We start from the raw sequence: 16,759 nt of genomic DNA on the forward strand, positions 1-16,759 counted from the left end.
AACTAGGCCGATACTGATTTGTAGAAGTCTATATAGCGTGAATAAGTGGCTGTGACAACACTATTCCATAAAAAAGGGGCATTCTTTGCAAATTGCCCCTTCAATTATAGTGCTTCTAAGGGTGCGGATAAAGCGGCTTCTAATGCTTCATCCAGAGTCGGATGTGCATAAATGATATCGTGTATATTTTTTTGCTGCCACCGTTGCTCAACCATAATGGTTGCTGCTCCTATCAGGTGTGACACTCCATGACCAGTAGCTGCCATACCGCGTAGCTCAAAAGACTCTTCTTTCTTTATCCAGACTGCCTTTACAAAACCTTGCGTTGTTCCATAGGACTGGGCAATGGGGTTTGCAATAAGCGCAGCGCGCGAAACGAAAACATCAAGTCCGGATTCCAGCAACTCTTTTGCTGTGGCTCCTGCGCGCATTACTTCCATGTGTCCATAAACACACGAGGGCATGGCAGGGGGCAAATAGTCTTCTTCATATTTGCCTGAAATTACTGAAACAACATAGCGGGCCTGATGTCCCGCGGCATGTGCAAGCAAGGTTCTGCCATTTACATCACCGATGGCGAATATATTCCCGGCTGCCCGTAACTGGTTGTCGGTAACGATCCAGCCTCTGGATGTGATCTGAACTCCTGCTTTGTCCAGCTGCAATGTAGTAGAAGCAGGAACTCTGCCAGCAGCCATCAGAGCTTTGGCAGCCGTTATTTCTGTACCATCTTCAAAAGTAAGCTTGGCGTTGCCGGATTCTGTTACAAGGCTGGAAACCCGTTTTCCGGTATGTATCGTCCAGCCTTCACGCTTCAGAGCCTTTTGTAATGCTTCGCCGATATCTGCATCTTCGCTGGGAGCAAGATGCGGCAGGGCTTCAACAATGGTAATCTGCGTTCCGAAACGGGAAAATAAATCGCCTATTTCAAGTCCGATTGCGCCCCCGCCGACGATGATCAGGCTTTCAGGGGCTTCTGTCAGGCTGAGAATATGGCTGGAGTCCAACACGCAATCTCCGTCAGCCTGCAAGCCCGGAAATGAAGCCGGAGTGGAGCCGGTGGCGATAATCAGCTTTTTGAACGTGACTGACTGACTACCTTCTGCAGTTGCAACTTCAAGTTCATGCGGACCGGCAAGTGAGCCGGTGCCGGTCAGAACAGTGATTCCGGCTTGCTTCAACTGCTTACCGAGTGCTTGCCTTGACCCTTTGATAAAGCGGTCTTTTTTCTGTTGTAACGCATTCAGAGAAAAGTTGATTTCGCCTGTAGCTGATTTCTGTTTTCTCTGGATATCCAGCAGAGGCTTACTGGCAGTGGCACCAAGCAGCATCTTGGTAGGAATACATCCCCAGTTGAGGCACGTACCGCCAAGGTCATCCTGCTCGACCAGTGCTGTTGTCATGCCTGCCTGTGCTGCAAGAAGGGCAGCCCGGCTTCCGCCGGGGCCTGCCCCTAATACGACAAGATCATACTGTTCATGCGTCATCGGTCAGCACCATGCTACGCGCGGCAAGGGTTTCATCCAGTCTGCGCATTGGCGTGTTAACCGGAGCCTGCTGCAGGGCTTCAGGGTTGATCCGGCCAGACTCAAGTATTTCGAGCAAGTCTTTAATGAATACATCAAGTGTTTCTTTACTTTCAGTTTCGGTCGGCTCAAACATCAGGCACTCTTTGACAATCAGCGGGAAGTAGATTGTCGGTGCATGATATCCCTTGTCCAGCAGCGCCTTGGCAATATCAAGCGCACGGAAGCCGCATTCGGCCTGATCGCAGGCTGATGCGACAAATTCGTGCATGCAGGTGCGGTTGTAAGGGATAGTGATGTGGTTTTCCATCAGCTTACGCATGTAGTTGGCGTTAAGCACCGCAAGTTCTGCAGCCTTGGGTATTCCTTCACGACCAAGTCGCATAATGTAGGCAAGCGCTTTGATATATACACCAAAGTTGCCGTAGAACGGCGCCATGTAACCGATGGATTTCGGGTAGTCATAATTCAGGAAGAACCTGCCGTCGCGCAGCCTGTCCACACGGGATACAGGCAGGTACGGTTCCAGTCGTTCGCTGACACCAACAGGGCCGCTACCGGGACCGCCCCCGCCATGAGGCGTACCAAAGGTTTTGTGCAGGTTCAGGTGGACAACGTCGAAACCGACATCGCCAACGCGCATCTTACCCATGATCGCATTGAGGTTTGCTCCGTCGTAGTACAGCAGCGCGTCAACCGAACGCAGTTTTTCCACGATGCGGGGCAGATGCTTTTCAAAAAGGCCAAGGGTGTTGGGGCATGTCATCATCAGCGCTGCGACATCATCATCCAGAACGGCTTCAAGAGCTTCCGGATCGACGATTCCGTCTTTAGAGTCGATGTTGACTACCTCATATCCGCCAAGAGCCGCAGAAGCGGGGTTTGTTCCGTGCGCGGAGTCAGGGCAGATGATCTTGGTTTTTTTGTTACCTTTATCCTTATGGTAGGCCGCAATCAGCATCACTCCGGTGAGCTCGCCGTGGGCACCCGCCATAGGATGCAGAGTAAAGGCATTCATGCCGTTAATTTCACAAAGCAGACGCTCTGTTTCGTACATGACTTCCAGCGCACCCTGCGTGTACAGACCGGCACTTTTGATTTGTGCCATCAGGGGATGCAGATTGGTAAAGCCGGGCAGTGCGGCTACATGCTCGGTAAACTTCGGGTTGTACTTCATTGTGCACGACCCGAGAGGATAAAAGTTGCTGTCTACACCAAAGTTAAGACGACTTAACCTGGTGAAGTGACGGACAACATCCAACTCGCTCAGTTCCGGCAGTGCGGGCCGTTTGGCGCGAAGCAGATTCTGGGGGATGAAGTCTGTCGCACGTTCTTCTGCTTCCGGTGGAATCGTGCCTGTGCGACCGGGAACGGATTGTGAAAATACAGTTTCCATTACAGCATACCTCCCACCAGTTCGGCTATGATGCCGATTTGTTCAAAGGAGTGCTTTTCTGTGCAGGCTACAAGCAGGACATTGTCCATGTTTTTGTAGTAACCACCAAGGGGGAAGCCAGCCACAAAGCCATGTTCAAGCAGTTTGTCGACTACAGAGTAGGCGCACACAGGTAGCTTGACTGCAAATTCGTTACCGAACGGCGCATCATGAAGCAGCGTTACACCGGGGATGGCAGTCAGCCTGTCTGCGGCGTAATGAGCGCGCTCCATGCTGAGTTCCGCAGTGCGAATCATTCCTTCAGGTCCGCTCAGGCACATGTGCATAATAGAGCGCAAAGCACACAACGCCTGATTTGAACATATGTTTGATGTAGCTTTGGCTCTGCGGATGTGCTGTTCACGGGCTTGCAGAGTAAGAACATAACCTGTTTTGCCGTCAAGATCCTTGGTTCTGCCGACAATACGGCCGGGAATCTGTCGGGCCAGCTTGGTGGTGCAGGTCATTATGCCCAGATAGGGACCGCCGAAACTCAAAGGGAGTCCCAGAGATTGTCCGTCTGCAACGGCAATGTCCGCCCCCATTTCGCCGGGGGTCTTAAGCACAGACTGCATGACGGGGTAAACCGAAATAACCCCGAGTGCTTTTACGGAATGTGCATGTGTGAAAATCTCAGTGTAATCGTCTACTGCGCCGAAAAAGTTCGGATTCTGGACTACTACTGCTGCGCACTTGTCATCCACAGCTGCAATCAGCGCATCTTTATCAGATTTGCCTTCGCAGTGGGGTACTGTGACAAGTTCCATGTTCAGGTTGGACGTATAAGACGACAGCATAGTGCGGTAGATGGGGCTTACTGCCTCATCAATCACCAGCTTTTTACGTTTGGTTGCTCTGGCTGCCATCATCATAGCTTCGAAAATGGCTGAGCCGCCATCATAAACCGAGGCATTGGCGACGTCCATTTCAAGTAGACGGCAAACTGCGGTCTGATATTCGAAAATGGCTTGCAGAGTACCTTGGGAAGCTTCGGGCTGGTAGGGCGTGTACGCAGTGTAAAACTCACCGCGCGAGACAAGATTGTCTATGGCTTTCGGGATATGGTGGTCATAAAATCCCGCGCCCAGAAAGCTGACCAGATTTGTTCTGTTTTTTGCCGCCATGCGTTCCAGTCTGGCGCAGACTTCCATTTCGCTGAGCCCTTCGGGAATATCGAAACTGCGGGGCTGCATGTCAGCAGGAATTTCGGCAAAAAGGTCATCAATGCTCTTTACCCCGATAACATCCAGCATCTGCCGGATTTCATCAGGCGTGTGGGGAGTATACGGCATCAAGCGCCTCCTTGCGGCCTAGTGGTCTTCGCTTTCAATCAGAGAGGTGTATTCATCTGCCGAAAGCAGGCCTTCGGGTGCGGAGGTCAGCTTTACTTTGAGCATCCATCCATCAGCGTAGGGGGATTCGTTAACTGCTTCGGGGGCATCTTCAAGGGCCTCGTTAACAGCAATAACTTCACCGGAAACAGGTGCGTACAGTTCGCTTGCCGCTTTAACAGACTCTACGGAGCCCACTTCTTCGCCGGCATTAATGCTGTCGCCTGCGGCAGGCAGTTCGACAAAGGTCAGGTCGCCCAGCTGCTCCTGAGCAAAATGGCTGATGCCGATTACTGCTTCTTCGCCTTCAATGCGAACCCATTCGTGGCTTTTGGAATACTTCAGTTCTGCGGGAATATTCATGAGTACTCTCCTGGAAATGTTGGTGTGGTTGGCTCGCCTTTTACATCTACAAGGCTTGTGGGGCAAGGCAAATAAAAACAAAACCGACCATACCGCAAAGCGGCATGGTCGGAAAATATGTTTTGCAAAAAGACATGCAGAAAAAGGGGAGGCGTTAAGCGACAGCCTGATCCAGCGAGATCCCCAGCGTGGCAATTTCATCCAGCAGCAGTTGACGCCGAATCGGTTTGACAATGTAGCTGGTGGCTTCCCCTAAAAAGAATGCGTCATGCAGTTCCTTGGAGTCATCAAGACCGGAAATCATAATAACCTTAACGGCGTTTTCCGGAGCAACTCCCATTTCTTTCTCAATTTCACGAATTTCGCGCAGCGCTTGTTGTCCGTCAATATTAGGCATCAGGATGTCCAAAGTGATCAGGTTGTACGGCTCTCCGTCTTTTAATGCGGTACGGAAAGCCTCAACGCCTTCTTCGCCGTCAGTGGCAATATCTACATACCCGAACGGGTGAAGGATTTTCTGAACCAAGCGTCTGCTATCAAAATCGTCATCGACGATAAGAAACTTCATCAGTTCCTCCCGGTAGGCGGACGAAGCGTGTCTTGCAGGTGGCAAGTGTTTAGCAAATTGGCTTCCTTGTCCTGCACAGTTGTTGACTTTTGTCTTTATACGACCTCTTAAGGTTATCCTCTTGTACCGTGGTGCGTCAATGTGCTATTGTAATAGATTTTTATTATACTCCGGCTAACGCGGTATCAACTATTACCTGCGCTTCGGCAGCAATTTGTTCAAGATGTTCTGCCCCTTTGAAGCTTTCTACATAAATTTTATAGATATCTTCTGTTCCAGAGGGGCGCGCGGCAAACCAGCCATTAGCCGTTGTTACTTTTAATCCGCCTATTGCTGCGCCATTGCCCGATGCGTGGGTAATGACTTTTTCAATGGGCTCACCAGCCATTTGGCTTGTGGTAATCATGTCCGGCGACAGGCTCTTAAGAGCTGTTTTTTGCGCGGCATTAGCTGGAGCCTGCAGGCGCTGGTATACAGGTGCGCCGAATTGTTCGGTCAGCTTCTGGTACCTTCGGGCCGGAGTTTCGCCGGTAACCGCGGTAATTTCTGCTGCAAGCAGGTTCAACGCTATTCCGTCTTTGTCCGTGGTCCAGACGGTACCGTCTTTTCGCAACAGAGAAGCACCGGCACTTTCTTCACCTGCAAATCCGGCCGTTCCGTCAAGCAGCAGGGGAACAAACCATTTAAATCCTACGGGAACCTCAATGACTTTTCTGCTCTGCGCTGCTGCCACCCGGTCGATCATGTCGCTGCTGACCAGAGTTTTACCTATCGCTGCCTTTTCACTCCACTGTAGGCGATGCGTGAAAAGGTACTCGATGGCGGAGGCAAGATAGTGGTTCGGGTTCATCAACCCTTCGGGGGTGACAATGCCGTGCCTGTCCACATCAGGATCGTTGCCGAAAGCAAGGTCGTAATTACCCCGCAAGTCAAGAAGCCCGCGCATGGCCCACGGTGAAGAACAGTCCATGCGAATAATTCCGTCCTTATCAAGCGGCATAAAACGGAAGGTCGGGTCAACATTTTGATTCACCACGTCAATATTGATTCCATACTGGTCGGCAATGCGGCTCCAATACGCTACAGCTGCACCGCCAAGGGGGTCGACCCCGAGCCTGAGTCCGGACGACGCAATAGCCTGCATGTCGATGACTGAGGCAAGATCGTTGATGTACTTTGAGGCATAATCACAGGTGATCGTGGTGTCTGCCTTCAAGGCTTTGCCTAAAGGTATACGGCTGACTCCATGATTACCGGATGCCAGCAACTCATTTGCCCGCGCTTCGATTACACTGGTCGTTTCCGTGTCGGCCGGACCTCCATGCGGGGGATTGTACTTAAAACCGCCATCCTGAGGAGGGTTATGTGATGGGGTGATGACGATGCCGTCTGCAAAGCCGGAGGCACGTCCGACATTATATGTCAGTATCGCATGTGAAATAACAGGGGTGGGAGTATAGCCATGTTCCTGCTGAATGTAGACAGTAACGCCATTGGCTGCGAGTACTTCCAGCGCGGCTGCATGAGCCGGTTCTGACAGAGCATGGGTATCCATTCCCATATACAAGGGGCCAGTGAAGCCGTTTTGTTTTCTATATTCGCATACAGCCTGTGTGACGGCAAAAATGTGTGCTTCGTTAAAGCTGGATGATGTAGATGTTCCCCTGTGCCCTGAGGTTCCGAAGCTTATGCGCTGTTCTAAAATCTCCGGGTCAGGATTGTATGTGTAAAAGGAGCTGACGAGGCGGGGAATATTTACAAGCGTATCGGGGGCCGGAAGTGTTCCCGCTTTGGAAGCAACAGACATGGTTATTCCTTTGTTGGAGACAGAAACTAAATGGAGTTACTGTGAAAACTGGCAAGACTATATAGCTGTCGTTGGAGATAATTCAAGTTGAACAGGAAAAATATAATAAGATAAACAGGGCAGTCGTATGATGCGTCAGTTGATGACCGAGATATAGTTGTACATGAGCATGAAGTGGCAAAAACTGCCCCCCATTACAAATAAATGGAAAACTTCATGAAAGCCGAAGTGCCGGTAGAAATTTGGCCATTTGGCAGCATAAATCAAGGCTCCGGCGCTATATAAAAGGCCTCCGGCAAACAGGTAGGCGAGTGCTCCCCATTCCAGCGTGGTCACCAAAGGGTAAATTGCTGCAAGAGCCATCCAGCCCATGCCGAGGTAAAAGCAGGTTGAGAGCCACCTTGGAGCTTCGAGCCAGAAAATTTTAATAAAAACTCCCCCGAATGCCATAACCCATGCACAGGCAAACAACGACCACCCCCAGGCTCCTCGTAACGCGACAAGGCAGATAGGGGTGTAGGTTGCCGCGATGTAGATAAAGATCATCGAATGATCAATCCTGCGCAGCAGCCGGATACCACGCTCTTTGACGGGAAGCCAGTGATAGAGAGTGCTTGCGGTATACAACAACACCATTGCGATGCCGAAAACGGAAAAAGAAACGATGTGCCAAGGCATCTCGGGCGACGCCACGCGGACAATAAGAATAATGGTGCCGATAAGTGCCAGCACGGCTCCTATGCAATGAGTGAGTCCGTTAACCGGATCGCGTAAAGGCATGGCTGCTCCCTGAAATGCCCGCAAGTTCTAAATAGAAAAGCCCAATGGCTCCGTATGCTGAATCGCTCTGAATCCGCAAGTTATACGATATTTCTGAGCTGTTGATTCTCTGACCGATGCAGCATACCTGAGTATCAGGCTGCTACAAACATTGCATACCCTGTGCCTAACGCAAAAGAGTGTGTACCCTCAAGGGGTAGCCGGTTAGAGTTTTTGCCGGATACTTTTACATGCTATTACGTGTCATGTTGTTGACGAAGGAATTCTATTAGCGCTCCGACAGCTTCAACCAACAAAGGGGCAAGCATCAGAGCGCGCTCAGGATTGTCAGTTCTGTATGCTTTTTCCAACTCTTCAGCGATGTAACGCCCTTCCAGCGAGCCTATACTATGCAGTGGAGACTTGAGCGCATGTCCAAGCTCTCCAAGTAGCTTGACGTCTTTGGCTTCAATACCTTGAGAAAGGGCGTCAATACGTTCAGGCATGGTCCGGACAAAAGTGCCGAGCATGACATTGAGAACTTTCTTTTTTCCGCTCAGCATTGTCAAAGCCATTTCCAGATCGGGTGGAGGAATTGTTCCGAAGTCAAAGCTCCGTTCGTCGGGCTCTGCTGTTTCAGGTGAAGCTAAATCGTCTTTGATGATTTTTTCTAACAGCGTGTAAAGCGTGTCGGGAATTACCGGCTTAGCAAGATAGTAGGACATTCCGGCATCAAGAAAACGTTCCTGATCACCTTTCATGCTGTATGCTGTCAGGGCAACAATAGGCATATGCAGACTATGCCTGCTGACGGCGCCTGTTTTGATAATTCTTGCGGTCTGAACTCCATCCATGACAGGCATCTGTACATCAAGCAGAAGCAGGTCAAAATCCTGTTTTTCAAGTATCTCAAGTGCCTCTTTGCCGTTACCTGCCAGAGTGACACTATGCCCGCCCATTTCCAGTATTTCTTTAATCACTTCCTGATTAAAGGTGTTATCTTCAGCCACAAGAATAGAAAGTGGTCTGGATGATGTATACGCAATGGCAGAGTGTACATCATCAGGTGCGGCATGTTTGCTTGTCAGCTTGTGCAAAGGCAGGCTCACACTGAACACACTACCTGCGCCCGGACTGCTCTGCAGCGCTATTTCACCTTCCATCAAGTTTACAAGTAATTTGCATATGGATAATCCGAGACCTGTTCCTCCATATGCTTTTGTGTAGGTACCTTCGGCTTGTGTGAAACTTTCAAAAATAAGCTGATGCATTTCGGGCGCAATGCCGATGCCTGTATCTGTAACGCTGAATATGACGTTCACTATATCTGCCTGCGGAGAGTCCTCCGCTTTGCATTCAATAGCCACTTTTCCTGCGTGAGTGTACTTTAAGGCATTGCCCACAAGGTTAACTATGATCTGTTGAATTTTTCCTTCGTCCGCCAGTACATTTTCAGGCAGGTTGTCTGAAAAGTGCAAAGATAATTCTATCCCCTTTTTTTTTGCCCCTTCTGAAAACATTTCATAGGCATGTGTGAACGGGGCTCTCAGTTGAAAAGGGGCAAGGCATAGCGTTGCTTTTTCTGACTCATACCTTGAAAAATCCAGAATGGAATTCAGAAGCTGGAGTAGAGAATGTGCGGCCTTGTTAAGCACGGTCAGGTGTTTTTTTTGCGGTGGCGTAAGTTCAGTTCGCAAGACAACTTCCGACATTCCGATGATGGCATTCATAGGAGTTCGAAACTCATGACTGATGTTTGCCAGAAATTCTCCTTTTGCCTTACTGGCAGCCTCAGCTTGTTCTTTTGCCTCCCGTAACGCCGCCTCTGCATTGGTTCTTTCCCGGATTTCTTCATTCAGGTGTGCATTTTGTTCAAGAATTCTTTTTTCACTGGCAGATGCGGCTTCTGCGTGTGCTTTCAGAATCCGTGCTCTCATATTAACACGAAAGACATTGTAGCCGAATACAGCAAGTATTCCGGATAAAACGGAAATTACAATGAGAGTCATATCCGGCGAGATATATGTTCCCATTGCATCGTCGTTAAAGATAACCAGCAGGTCGAAAGGGGAGTTTGCAACAGGGTAACGAATGCCGATTTCATTATTCGACGCCATGCCGCGCTGTAACAGGTTCAGCTGGCCGTATTTATCTAATGCGTAGAGTAACGCCGGTTGCATATGTCGGTTGAGTCGAGGCCAGTCAGGAGCAATCCCCGCATTGTTGCTGAGCAGAATGCCATTGGAGCCTTGCATGAGTATGAGCTGGCTGGTGTCCAGATCCCAGAGGGATTTTAAAAAAGCCTGAATAGCTCTGGTACTGCAGGTAATTACAGCGTAGCCAACCCGTGTCCCCTTGTTCAATATGGGTAGTGCCAGTTTGATGCGCTCAACGTCCGGGCTTAACGCAACCACATGGGGGCCAAAGATGTTTTGCTTGATAAGGCGGCTAGTTTCTGAAGGAAGAACAGGAACTACGTCTTTGTCTCCTGTGTCCAGAATGATCTTTCCGGAAGCAGAAAATACGGTAATTCTGCGGTAGATATTTTTTTCGTTAACAGTTTTGCCGGAAGCGAACTCCCGCAACAACTGCCTGATGGCATCACTCTGCTGTATCCATGCAGCAGAAGGGGGCGTGTTTGTCTGGAAATCTGTAACCAGATCAACAAGAGCCTGCTGTCTGAAGAGCAGGGCAATATCAAGCTTGATTTCGTCCAGAAGATAGCTGACGGCAGCGGCTTGCTTTTGAGCAGTGTCAGAAATTCTGGAATAGTCGGCTTCCAGCAATTGTCGTTGGGAATAGTATACGACGCTGATCAGAGCGCAAAAAAACACCGCAAGGATAGAAGCGGCAAGAAAGGAAAATATGCGATTACGAGAGAGGCCTGCTGGCCCGATTGGCTTGCGGAAAAAACTCATACGCGCCCCGTTTGTACAGTAACTGTCCGTAAGGATTAACCGGGGCGGTAGAAAGAACGTTGGGTGTCCGTTCTTTTTGCAAATAGCCCCGGGATGCCTTAAGGCATCCCCGAGGCGTAAGACTATTACACATTGAAGAGAAAGTGAATGATGTCACCATCGTTGACGACGTACTCTTTGCCTTCCACACGCAGGACTCCGGCCGTGCGACACGCGGCTTCAGAACCGTTTTTAACAAAGTCATCATAGCCGATGACTTCGGCGCGAATAAAGCCACGCTCAAAGTCGCTGTGAATAACACCTGCTGCCGCCGGTGCTTTCCAGCCCTTCTGGATTGTCCATGCTCTTACTTCTTTTACGCCGACAGTAAAGTAGCTGATAAGACCCAGCGTAGAGTAGCCGGTATGAATTACTTTAACGAGACCGCTTTCCTGAATGCCGAAAGAGGAAAGGAATTCCAGCTGTTCAGTATCGTCAAGGCCTTGCAGTTCTTCTTCAACCTTTGCACATATTTTTACTACATCGCACGAGCGCTGCGCTGCAAATTCCCGCACTCGCTGTACGTGCTCGTTATCTTCCAGCAGTCCTTCTTCATCTACGTTTGTGCAGTAAATGACCTTCTTAGCAGTAAGAAGACCAAGTTCTTTGTACAGCTCACGCATGGCGTCTGTGTCTTTTTCTGCAAAGGTAGATGCGGGATTGCCGGCATCAAGATGCGCAACCAGTCGTTCCATGGCGCTTACAAGGTTCTGCATTTCCTTGTTGCCCTTGGACTGGCGGCGGGTGCGGTCAAGTTTGCGCTCTGCAGACTGAACATCTGCAAGCAGCAGTTCGGTTTCAATGGTATCAATGTCACGCAACGGGTCTACAGAACCATCAACGTGGGTGATGTTTTCATCGTCAAAGCAGCGGACAACCTGAAGGATTGCGGCAGATTCGCGAATATTGGCGAGGAACTGGTTGCCAAGGCCTTCACCTTTGCTTGCGCCGCGTACCAAACCGGCAATGTCAATAAAGTCAACAGTAGCCTGAATGGTTTTTTGCGGTTTGACCATGGATGTCAGCTTGTCCACACGGGCATCCGGCACAGGTACGGTCGCTTTGTTCGGCTCGATAGTACAAAAGGGGTAGTTTGCCGATTCAGCGTTCTGAGCTTTGGTAAGGGCGTTAAAAAGAGTGGACTTGCCGACGTTGGGCAGGCCCACGATGCCGATGCTTAATGCCATGATAGTTCTCCGGGAAAGAAAAATGAAAAAGCAATTATGCTTTCGGGCGGGTTTGTAGCTGTTTTTGCGTCAATTGACAAAGAAAAAGTAAAGCCGCCTCTCGGGGGAAGCGGCTTTGCATATATTTATGGAAGTACTCTGACTATATATGCCTCGTCAGGCGTCAGGTACTTTCTGGCAATAGCCTGCAATGTCTTTGCATCCACAAGCTGAGCCTTTTCTACCATCTCTTTTTCAAAATCAAGTGGCAGCATTGCAGATGACAGTCTCGCTGCTTCGTTACTCCGGCTGCCCAGAGTCTGGCGTCCCCGGTAATATTCTCCTGTAAGCAGGTTTTTGGCTCTGTTTAAAGCTTCTTCAGGCAGCAGCTCATTATGCAGTTTTGTTACTACGGAGCGAAAGCCTGCATCTGCCAGATACAGCTTTTCAGGCTCTGTGCCGATGTAAAAAGCCAGTAAACCAGCTTGCTCCGCCTGCCATGGGAAAGAAGTCACGGTGTAGCCGAGTCCCTGTTCATCGCGCAGGTCGCTGAACAGCAGGCCGGACTGTCCAGAAAGAACCGTTTGCAGCAACTCAAGTGCGGGAGTGTCTTCATCTGTTACGGGAACAGTTTTGAAAACCATCAGCATATGGGCCTGATTTCTGTCCTTAAGCGGAATATCAATCTGCTTATCCGCGCCCCATTCAGGAGCGGCAGGTGTGGTGCGGCCGGCGGAAGGAACAGGTAGTTGTTCTGCCAGCGCCAGCACTTCTTCACGGTCAAAATTACCACATACAGCTAATGACCACGGCTGCGCACTTTGATTTTTCCAGAATGAAGCGATCTGCTGCCGAGAGAATTCAGCAATCCTGCCAGGTTCACCCATATGCAGGTAACCGTAAGCGCTGTCCTTGAAAAGAAACGGGAAGAGGCGGCGGAACGCAAGGCCTAGCGGCTGGTCTTCCCGTGCCTTGATTCCGGCGATCTGGTTTCTCTTTTCGCGGGCTGCTTCCTCTTCTGCCAAAGCCGGAGCTGTAACAATGTCTTTCATCAGCTTGATGATGTCATTGCTAAATCGTTCAGGGAAGCGGGCGCTTACAGTAAAAGACGTTCGTCCCGCGGAAGCTGTCAGGCTGGAAGCCCGATCCGCTTTAAAAGACTCAAGTGTCGGATTGTCCAGATCCCGAGTGCCTTTGGTCAGTGTGCGCGCAGTGAGAGCCGCAAGCCCTTGATCTTCTGGTTGAAGCAGGGCATCGCCGCCGCGGAAACTCAGGTCAATTGCGGTATAGGGCAGTGTGTCATCCGGAATCAGAATGACGGTTCTTCCGTTTCCTAATTCAATAACTTCTTTATTTCCCGAATGTTCTTTTGTCGTTAAAGATGAAGCTTCAGTTGCACCCGAGGGCCAGTTGGCGGCAAAGCGTGTTGTGACTTGATCTGCATTGACAGTTGCGTTTTCCGGCGTGAGCAGCATGCCGCGCATCTGCTCAGGAACAATAAAGGTGCTGATTACCTCTTCCAGCGCAGGTCTGTTAACGTGCCTCAGGTTTTGCAGATAGTTACGCTCGCCTTGTTCGCCGTTTTCAAAAAATTGAAAATAGCCAAGCTTGGAAGCAAGGCCCGAAAGCGTTTCCTTGGAGCGGAAAAGGTCATCTTCAAGGTTCAGTTTCGCTCTGTTTATGGCTTCATCAGTAAAGCTGTCACCGTTCAACTTGGCGAAAAAATCAGCCAGCTGCGTTGTAAAATCATCAATATTCTCAGGATCAAGTACTGCCGTAATGAAGAACATACCTGTTCTTTCAAAAGCGTATGCAGATACCGAGATATCGTCTACCAGCATCTTGTCATACTTGAATGTACGATACAGAAGGGAGGTTTTGTCTCCGCCCAGCATCTGTGCCAGTGCTTCGATGGCGGGCATGCGGGCATCGTGAAAATTCGGCAGGGGCAGCGCAAAGCCCGCATACACTTTATTCCATTCACCGCTTTTTACGCTGATGGTTGCACCAGCATCAGTCCGAACAGGGACGACAGGTAAGGGCGGGTTTACCGCACGGGTATTTTTCAGATTGCCGAAAAGGCTCTCTGCTTCTGCAATTACTTCTTCGGTCGGAACATCGCCGCAGACGACCAGCAGCATGGATTGGGGTTGGTAGTATTTCTTGATATAGTTATGAATATCTTCTGCCGTGATGGCAGAAACTGTATTACGATATCCGATAATGGGGCGTTCGTATGGTGTACCGCTTAAGGTTTCGGCTTGGAGTTGTTTAAATAATAAGCTTCCGGGCGAGTCTTCTCCGCGTTGCAGTTCTGAAAGGACTACATCAATCTCCGGCTCAAGCGCTTTAGGATCAATAATTGCTCCGAAGGTCATGTCTTTTAAAACGTCCATGCCGAGCTTCCAGCTATCTGCGGGCACATCAGTAAGATATACAGTGTAGTCAAAGCTGGTCGCGGCATTGATGTTGCCACCTATCTGCTCTATGTCTCCGGCAACACCGCCTTTGGGACGTTTTTCAGTTCCTTTGAAGACCATATGCTCCAGCAGATGGCTGATTCCTGCCTGTTCTGCAGTCTCATAGGCAGAACCTGCATGCACATAGAGGCGCAATGAGGCAAGAGGAAAGCGGTCATCGTGTTGAACAAGAACCGTCAGACCGTTAGCGAGTCTGGTTACGCTGGCGGCATGAGCGGCTTGAAAAGGTAAAGTCATTAACAGTGCTCCGAATAGTAAGGCGCTTACGCGTTGTAATGTCATGGTTTGCTCCTTGAGCGGAAGTGGTTGCTGCACGGTCCGATTCAAGTGAACGGAGTCAACTACTACAAGTAATCTGTTTGGCAGACAAGGCAAGATCCGACAAGGTAATCGGCTGCTTTGCCAAGATATCAATCACTGGCATATCGTTTGGTGCTATGGTAATTAAACAATAATTAAAAGAGTAAAGTGCCGGTAACGGTATCTGGCTAATTTTTGTTTGCAGGAGAGCGTTTTTTGTCAAATCGCAGAGAAGACATACGGCAGGCCTTTTTTAATGATGCTCAGGATCATCTGGCCGCGATGGGTGTGCTTTTACTTGAGCTTGAAGTTTCAGGTAACGATGCTGACTCTGAGCTTTTGGGCGGTTTGTTACGCTCGGCACACGCGTTGAAGTGCGCAGCAGGTGTACTTGAACTTGATCAAGCCTTCACGCTGGCACGCACTCTTGAATCCTTGCTGGACAGCTGGAATGAAGGCGTCATTACTCCTCAAGCCAATACGTCATCCCGGGTTGAAAAAGCCTTTGACCTGCTTGCCGCACTGTTGACTCCTGTCGAGCAAGCTCCTGAAGCGGTAACGCTGTATGCTGAAAAAAAAGCAGATGCAAAATCGTTATCACAGATTATTGAAGGAGATCTTGGCGTATCTCCGCAAGCCGGCGGTACTTTTTGCCCTTCAGAATATCGGGTGATATCTCCTGAAGGACAGCAGGTATTCAAAGGGCACTGCCCTGATCTGCACCTTGCTTCAAAGCCGGGGGCAAATCTGTATGTAATTGAATTTTTATTTGATAAGGACCTTGAGCAGAAAGATGTCACGCCTCAGGCCCTGCTCGGTTTTTTACAGAAGAGCGGTTACATCCTTGCGATTGGAAATAGTGGCATTTACGCAGGTTCATTATTCATTTTATACTCTTCGTTTCTCGAAATTGATTTGATCGCGGCTGTATTTCAACTTGATAAAGCCCGTATTCATTCACTTGATCTTGATACGTTATTAGAGGGAGAAGCCGTTTGGAAAGCAAGTTCTCCCGAACGTGAGGAATATTCTTTATTGCAAGCTGTAAAAGAGCCGGAAAAAGACAGTGTGGACGAGTTGGTCAGGCAGTATGATCAGGCAATGGAAAAACTGAAAGAAGCGGGGCCTGATGATGCCGGAGAAATTCTGGAAGGATGGGATTTATCTGAAGCAGTTTCCACACCTTCCTCCGGTGAAGAGGATGACCCGTTTCATGCTGTGTTGGCTGATATGGCCGAAGGGACGCTTAGAGCAGAAGCTGACAACGATGTTTTCTCTGAAACAACCGGCGGTATGCGGGAACCTGCTGCCGCACAATACTCTGTTGAATCCGATAGTCCTGAGGAACCTTCTGACGATACTGATAGTGATGACTTTGAGCTAGACTTTGAAGGGGACTATCTTGATGAAGAGGCGGAATTGTTGATGAACGAATTGCCGGATGAACACCCTTTGCGTAAAGCTCATGATCGTCCGCTTCAGACCGACGATGATTTTTTCCGCGACTCTCAAGTAGAACCCGACTTGTCCTATCTGGATGACGGGCTGGGTGATTTTGAAGAAGCTTCAGGTATCAGCCTTGACCTTGACATGCCGGTAGATGACAGCGGAGGAAAAGAATTAGCTGATGCCGTTGTTGCTGACGAAGAACAAGGTGGTGCTGCTGAACCTGCAACAACCGTAACACCTTCTTCAGGCGGTGAAGTGATGATTTCCGGATTTGAAGTCAAAATTGACGATGATCAGGCTGTGGTCTTTCTGAATGGAGATGTTACTATCGAGCGGAGTGTACAGCTTCATGAAGCCTTGCAGGAGCTTGTTTCACGTTTCAAAACATTGAAAATCAATTCACAGGGCGTTGAAGCTGCGGACCTTACTTTTATACAGTTGATCTGTGCTGCTGCAGAAAATGCCAGAGAGCGCGGTGTGACCTTGGATGGAGATGGTGTACCTTCATCTGCAATTTTACAGATGCTTGCCATGACGGGTTTTGACAATCTGGCATTGGAACGCAGGGGACTTTCGTCCGTGTTCAAACTGTAGTTTTTATAAAGTATGAGCAACACA

Annotated in this window: 11 protein-coding genes; 1 reads left to right on the forward strand and 10 read right to left on the reverse strand. The window is 49.5% G+C overall.

All coding sequences use genetic code 11. The features are described from left to right. Window positions 1-104 precede the first annotated feature (104 nt). The 10 genes from ACK5LI_RS13805 to ACK5LI_RS13850 all read right to left on the reverse strand — a co-directional run bounded on the left by ACK5LI_RS13805 (window position 105) and on the right by ACK5LI_RS13850 (window position 14,629). A complete protein-coding gene (locus tag ACK5LI_RS13805) occupies window positions 105-1,487 on the reverse strand; it encodes a dihydrolipoyl dehydrogenase family protein (protein WP_416950347.1) in 1,383 nt (460 codons plus the stop codon). Continuing rightward, window positions 1,477-2,922 carry an aminomethyl-transferring glycine dehydrogenase subunit GcvPB gene (gcvPB, locus tag ACK5LI_RS13810; protein WP_416950350.1) on the reverse strand — a complete coding sequence of 482 codons (1,446 nt, stop codon included), beginning with the start codon at window positions 2,920-2,922 and terminating at the stop codon, window positions 1,477-1,479. Before gcvPB ends, ACK5LI_RS13805 begins: the two co-directional genes overlap by 11 nt. Next, entirely contained in the window at window positions 2,922-4,253 is a 1,332-nt protein-coding gene (gcvPA, locus tag ACK5LI_RS13815; protein ID WP_416950352.1) for an aminomethyl-transferring glycine dehydrogenase subunit GcvPA, read from the reverse strand. Before gcvPA ends, gcvPB begins: the two co-directional genes overlap by 1 nt. 18 nt (window positions 4,254-4,271) lie before the next feature. Continuing rightward, window positions 4,272-4,655, reverse strand: a complete 384-nt coding sequence (gene gcvH, locus ACK5LI_RS13820; RefSeq protein WP_416950354.1) for a glycine cleavage system protein GcvH — start codon at window positions 4,653-4,655, stop codon at window positions 4,272-4,274. 154 nt (window positions 4,656-4,809) lie between these two features. Then, a complete protein-coding gene (locus ACK5LI_RS13825) occupies window positions 4,810-5,223 on the reverse strand; it encodes a response regulator (RefSeq protein WP_416950356.1) in 414 nt (137 codons plus the stop codon). Between the two features lie 163 nt (window positions 5,224-5,386). After that, window positions 5,387-7,030, reverse strand: a complete 1,644-nt coding sequence (gene pgm / locus ACK5LI_RS13830; RefSeq protein WP_416950358.1) for a phosphoglucomutase (alpha-D-glucose-1,6-bisphosphate-dependent) — start codon at window positions 7,028-7,030, stop codon at window positions 5,387-5,389. Window positions 7,031-7,165: 135 nt separating this feature from the next. Further along, entirely contained in the window at window positions 7,166-7,810 is a 645-nt protein-coding gene (trhA, locus tag ACK5LI_RS13835; protein ID WP_416950360.1) for a PAQR family membrane homeostasis protein TrhA, read from the reverse strand. Window positions 7,811-8,046: 236 nt separating this feature from the next. Continuing rightward, the gene (locus tag ACK5LI_RS13840; RefSeq protein WP_416950362.1) at window positions 8,047-10,707 is read right to left on the reverse strand and encodes an ATP-binding protein; all 2,661 of its coding nucleotides are present in this window, start codon (window positions 10,705-10,707) and stop codon (window positions 8,047-8,049) included. Between the two features lie 125 nt (window positions 10,708-10,832). Next, window positions 10,833-11,933 (reverse strand): redox-regulated ATPase YchF, encoded by a 1,101-nt coding sequence (ychF, locus tag ACK5LI_RS13845; RefSeq protein ID WP_416950364.1) that lies wholly within the window; start codon window positions 11,931-11,933, stop codon window positions 10,833-10,835. A 125-nt stretch (window positions 11,934-12,058) separates the two neighbouring features. Further along, window positions 12,059-14,629: a M16 family metallopeptidase gene (locus ACK5LI_RS13850; protein ID WP_416950366.1), complete on the reverse strand. Its 2,571-nt coding sequence runs from the start codon at window positions 14,627-14,629 to the stop codon at window positions 12,059-12,061. A 279-nt stretch (window positions 14,630-14,908) separates the two neighbouring features. Between ACK5LI_RS13850 and ACK5LI_RS13855 the strand changes: the two genes are divergently transcribed. After that, on the forward strand, window positions 14,909-16,735 hold the full coding sequence (locus ACK5LI_RS13855) for an STAS domain-containing protein (RefSeq protein WP_416950368.1): 1,827 nt from the start codon (window positions 14,909-14,911) through the stop codon (window positions 16,733-16,735). Window positions 16,736-16,759 lie beyond the last annotated feature (24 nt).

The organism is Oleidesulfovibrio sp., from assembly GCF_047973035.1.
Taxonomy (GTDB): domain Bacteria; phylum Desulfobacterota; class Desulfovibrionia; order Desulfovibrionales; family Desulfovibrionaceae; genus Oleidesulfovibrio.

Coding starts and splice junctions, on each gene's coding strand:
- ACK5LI_RS13805 (WP_416950347.1), bottom strand. CDS start 1,487: ATGACGCATGAACAGTATGATCTTGTCGTATTAGGGGCAGGCCCCGGC.
- gcvPB (WP_416950350.1), bottom strand. CDS start 2,922: ATGGAAACTGTATTTTCACAATCCGTTCCCGGTCGCACAGGCACGATT.
- gcvPA (WP_416950352.1), bottom strand. CDS start 4,253: ATGCCGTATACTCCCCACACGCCTGATGAAATCCGGCAGATGCTGGAT.
- gcvH (WP_416950354.1), bottom strand. CDS start 4,655: ATGAATATTCCCGCAGAACTGAAGTATTCCAAAAGCCACGAATGGGTT.
- ACK5LI_RS13825 (WP_416950356.1), bottom strand. CDS start 5,223: ATGAAGTTTCTTATCGTCGATGACGATTTTGATAGCAGACGCTTGGTT.
- pgm (WP_416950358.1), bottom strand. CDS start 7,030: ATGTCTGTTGCTTCCAAAGCGGGAACACTTCCGGCCCCCGATACGCTT.
- trhA (WP_416950360.1), bottom strand. CDS start 7,810: ATGCCTTTACGCGATCCGGTTAACGGACTCACTCATTGCATAGGAGCC.
- ACK5LI_RS13840 (WP_416950362.1), bottom strand. CDS start 10,707: ATGAGTTTTTTCCGCAAGCCAATCGGGCCAGCAGGCCTCTCTCGTAAT.
- ychF (WP_416950364.1), bottom strand. CDS start 11,933: ATGGCATTAAGCATCGGCATCGTGGGCCTGCCCAACGTCGGCAAGTCC.
- ACK5LI_RS13850 (WP_416950366.1), bottom strand. CDS start 14,629: ATGACTTTACCTTTTCAAGCCGCTCATGCCGCCAGCGTAACCAGACTC.